Annotated in this window: 3 protein-coding genes and 1 tRNA gene; all 4 read right to left on the bottom strand. The window is 42.1% G+C overall.

Going from position 1 to position 4,949, the window contains the following annotated elements:
* The coding region (locus FP827_01345; GenBank protein MBA3051731.1) for a hypothetical protein at positions 1-997 on the bottom strand (997 nt) is incomplete at its 3' end.
* A gap of 247 nt (positions 998-1,244) precedes the next feature.
* A complete protein-coding gene (locus FP827_01350) occupies positions 1,245-3,701 on the bottom strand; it encodes a response regulator (protein MBA3051732.1) in 2,457 nt (818 codons plus the stop codon).
* An 845-nt stretch (positions 3,702-4,546) separates the two neighbouring features.
* A tRNA-Ser gene (locus tag FP827_01355) sits at positions 4,547-4,634 on the bottom strand.
* A gap of 71 nt (positions 4,635-4,705) precedes the next feature.
* Positions 4,706-4,949, bottom strand: a 244-nt coding sequence (locus FP827_01360; GenBank protein MBA3051733.1) for a hypothetical protein, incomplete at its 5' end; no start/stop codon positions are given.

A 4,949-nucleotide genomic window follows, 5' to 3' on the forward strand; every position in this document is an offset into this window, starting at 1 on the left:
CATGGCTCTCAATAATAGGGATTGGATGATGCTTATCATAGCGTCCGAGAATATCACATTTCCCATTTATAACCAGCGCAAAATTCTCTACCGTGGTTTTCTTTTTACGACGGCCTGTAAGCAGCGAACTCTTCTTGAGCGCCTTATCTCCGTGTTCAATCATCGCTCCTATAATCCGCAACTTATTTATGTCTTTCGCAGGCAGACGCATCAGCTCCAGCTCCCGCATCTTAGGCCGCATCGTAATTGCATATTCCGGCCAAACTATGATATCAGCTCCCTGATTTATTGCCTCTGCCTCTTTCTTCATAAGTTTTTTCATATTGAAGGATTCATCCTGTATAACAGCGACTCGTCTGGGCTCACCTATTTTATCCGGAAAATTCAGAACTCGATTATATCCCCACGACCAGAATATAACAGGGAACAGAATTCCCGCTATAATATATTTGATTCCTCTTTTAATGCCGGTGATTATCAATCCCGACGACAAAACAATCATAAATGATATGCCATAAGTCCCCCATACAGAAGCAGTCTGGAGTATAGGATTATTTACCTGTGAAAATCCGAGCCCGGCCCATGTGAATTCAAGAAACCATCTTTCCGAACGGAAATACTCAATGCCCGTCCAGAAAACGGGCGCGGCAATAAGCCAACCGGCGAAGATACCATACTTATCCAGAGTAAGTTTTGTCAGAACCATAGACAATGAAATATAAAGCGCTGGTACACAAATAAGTCCGATAGCCACCGGGCCGAATAGTTTGAAAAACCACATTAGTGTGATCAGATAAAATACAAGACCTGCAAGAGCTCCTATATTTGAAACCTGATGTATGCTTTTAGCTTCATTTACCGCATAAAAAAGAGGAAGCAGAGCAAGCCACGCAAGCGCCCCGAAAGAGACAGGAGGAAAACACAGACTCAGAAGCACTCCGGACAGGAGAGCTAAAGATAAAAGAGATATGGATTTCTTTAGTTCTTTATTTTTCATTCAGCGCTTACTCTTTGTGTGATAACTGTCATATCGAATTATACCACAAACTTAGCCTAATTAAAAACAAGAAAAAAAAATGGGAAAATATGGTCGAGCGGTTCAAACTATGTTCGAACTTATAGTATAAAAAATTCATTAATTTGTCATTCCGAAGTCCTGAGCGTAGTCGAAGGATGAGGAATCTTATTCATTATTCTTTATATGGCTCGCAAGCTCGCAATACTCATAGGCTCGGCGCCTCCGACTAATCCGTCCGATCATCGTCCGGATTTTCCGGCGCATCAAGTATTTCCCTTATTTTCTTTGATAGAGTGGCCGGGTCAAAAGGTTTCTGGAGAAAGTTTATATTTGTTTTTAATATACCTTTCTCAACGATTGCATTTTCCGTATAGCCTGAAATAAAAAGCGTTTTTATGTCAGGCCGCTCGCGGGTTATTTGTTCAGCTATTTCCTTGCCGTTCAATTTTCCGGGCAATATGACGTCTGTTATCAGCATATGGATTTTATCCTTATAGTTTTTGATATGTCTCTCAGCTTCAGGGCCGGTTGCGGCTAAAAGCGGTTTATACCCGAACCATTCCAGAATCTGCCGGATTGCCTCCCTCACCATGTTCTCATCTTCCACCACTAATATAGTTTCTGTGCCTTTTAGAGATTTTTTGGAAATTTGCTCTTTAACAATCATCTCAGCTTTGGCGTATATCCGGGGGAAATATATTTTGAAAGTTGTTCCGTGCCCCGGTTCGCTATAAACCCGAATATCGCCGCCGCTTTGTTTTACGATTCCATAAACAGTGGATAATCCCAACCCGGAACCCATATCCCCTTTTGTGGTAAAGAACGGCTCAAAAATATGGTCCACAGTTTCTTTTTCCATGCCGGACCCGCTGTCACTGATTGCCAGCATAATATAAGAACCGGGAGTCACGTTAATGTGGTTTTTTATATAATTCACATCTAATGTGACATTCGCGGTTTCAAATGTAAGTTCACCTCCCTTCGGCATAGCCGCCTTGGCGTTAATTGTCAGATTCATAATAATCTGTTCGGCTTGAACCGGGTCAATACGGATATTTCCAAGTTTATCCGCAAGATGGATATTGAGTTCAACGTCTTCGCCAATTATCCGAATCAGCATTTTCGAAATATTCCCTACTAAATCATTCAAATTAAGCACTTCAGGCCGGAGTATCTGTTTACGGCCGAAAGCTAATAATTGCGCGATTAAATCTCTCCCTCTTACTGAAGCCGTTTTGATCTCTTTTAAATTGCTCAGCAGCGCTTTCTCATCTGAAATGGAATAAATACTTAAATCACTTAAGGCTAGAATTGGAGTCAAAAGATTATTAAAATCATGGGCAATGCCGCCGACAAATTGACCGATTGCTTCCATCTTTTGTGATTGCAAAAGCTTATTCTGCAGGTTTGCCCTTTCGTCTTCGGCCTTCTTGCGTTTAGTGATATCTACTATGGTGCCAAGCAGGATTTCCCCGTTCCCGTTCTCATCCCTTTCAAAATCGGCCTGGGCATGTACCCAGATCACGGCGCCGTCCGGGCGCCTAATGCGGTGTTCAATATCATATTGCCCGATGCCTTTAACCGCCATGTCAAGATTCTTCTTTACAAATTCCATATCCTCCGGATGAACCAGCTGCATGGTTAATTCCAAACTTGCGGATTGTTTATCAGGATCTACCCCGTATATCCGGTATACCTCCTCCGACCAGTAAATCCCATCGGTCTTTGTATTCCACTCCAGGAAACCCATTTGTGCCACCCGCTGTGCCCTCAGCACTTTTTCAGTCTGTAGCTGTAATTGCCTTGACGTCCGCCTGTGTTCGGTAATTTCTTTATTTAGTTTATCTCTTGAAACAGTCACGGCGTTCAAATCTTCACTCATCTTATTGAATGACTCGACGAGCTGACTTATTTCATCTTTTCCCCGAATTGTTATTTTAGTATCCAGCCGTCCCTTTCCAATAATCCGCGCAGCTTTCTCTAATTTCCCAAGCGGCGTCAATATGCTTTTTGCCACAGAAATTGAGAGTAAATAAGTCATAAGAATAATGATGCCCGTAATAAATATAAGCGAATTTCTGGTAATGATATAATTCTTGTTTACAAGCTGCCGTTGTCTAATCATAGCCAGCTTTTTTCTCTCTATGATTCTAGTCATTATCTCGTCCATCCGATCAAACAATACTCTCCCTTCTTCCGACGAAAGATCTCTTGCCTTGATATTGGCTCCCATACGGCTCAGCCTGCGGATTTCCTCATTTTTTATTTGCCATTTATCATAGATTTCCCTGAACGCGGCAATGTCTTTTTTCCCTTGAGCGGAAACCAGGGCATCCAGTGTTTCAAGCTGCTTCAGCAGATCACTTTCATATTTATTTATGTTTGCCTTGTCTTTATCCATCTCGTCAGATTTAAGTTCCGCGATGAAGTTCTTTTCAGCGCGGTGTATTTTTAATAAATCGTTTTGAATTTGAGTGGCTAACAACTGCCGGGGCAGAACCCTGTCTATCAGAATATTAAACCGCTTATTCCTGTCCGAAAAACGCTGAATATCTATCCCTGAAATTATGACCATAAGCAGGATCACTGCGCCAAAGGAAAAAAACAATCTCTGCTTTATACTTAAATTAGACAATTTAAAATTCCCGAAATTCATATTGAACCCTCCTCTTTTCTTCAACATTATGCGTCTTAAAGGTTTTCATAGTTTTTCTAATGCTGTATGTGACATCTAAAAACTACGGCCCTAAATTCAAAAAAAATCATACTAGCAAAAACGAACCCTTTTCCCCGTTATAGAAAGCCGCCCCTGTCTGCCGGCAGGCAGAGCCTCTCTGTCGGCGGTGTAATGCCTCCATTTTTTAGTTAAAATTAATAGCATTGGCGGTGACTACGTGCTATATATCACAAAATAAGAAAATGCCAATAATATACTGCTCCAATAAAAAAAAAGGGGCGCGAACATCAGCCCCGGCGACCAGTAACGAACTCCGAGATTGACTGCCACCCCTCCGCCCTTTCGGGCAGATGTGACAGCCTACTCCGTAGTTACTGGTCAAAGGAATTAAATCCTCTTTACGAAAAGACTGTTTTATGATTTCTTTAATTAATTTTTTCTGCTAATTGCCTCCTGAACCTTTTATTTTTAATGCATAACACATTTCAACTTATTCAACTGTTTTATTGTATAAAGTATATAACGCCTTAACAAGACAAATCAAGCTCTTAATGGTAATTTATATTACCAAATTAATAAAACAAATTCTATTTTGTTTTTAAAGGCTTTATTGAAAGACCTGTTAGAAAGCGCCCGGGCGCCAGGCGCTATTGGCAGAAAGAGGGAACTGTATGGTTCGAACTTGCGAAGGATATTGTTTTAACCTGTAATTCCGTCGAGAAAATAATAAAAGAACGGAATTACCTTCTTCCGGAAAAGGAAAAGGTATTGCTCTTAAAAAAAGAAAGACCGCCGGAGGCGGACGCGAAATTTTTGAGGGGATATTCAGTAAAAAACAAGAACAAGCGCGATGGCGGAGAGGCAGGGATTTGAACCCTGGGTACCTTTCAGTACATACGCTTTCCAGGCGTACACCTTAAGCCGCTCGGTCACCTCTCCGTAAATGGCTTTCATTTTAATTTTTTAATCGCCTTTAAGCAATGGGAACGGGGTAATAGGAACCGTCCCCATTACTTTACGAGGCCCGTGTCTTTCAGAAAGCGGGAGGGCGTGTGGTAGATCCACCTGCCCCAGAGACGCCGGCTCATGGACGAGGTGAGGTTGAGGACTTCCTTCGCCCTAGTCATCCCGACATAGCAGAGGCGCCTTTCCTCCTCCATCCCGTCCACATCGCTGAAATCGTCGCCGTAAGGAAGAAGCCCTTCTTCCATGCCGGTCAAAAACACGACAGGGAATTCAAGCCCCTTGCACAGA

Source organism: Candidatus Omnitrophota bacterium, from assembly GCA_013791745.1.
Classification (GTDB): domain Bacteria; phylum CG03; class CG03; order CG03; family CG03; genus CG03.

Coding starts and splice junctions, on each gene's coding strand:
- FP827_01350 (MBA3051732.1), bottom strand. CDS start 3,701: ATGTTGAAGAAAAGAGGAGGGTTCAATATGAATTTCGGGAATTTTAAA.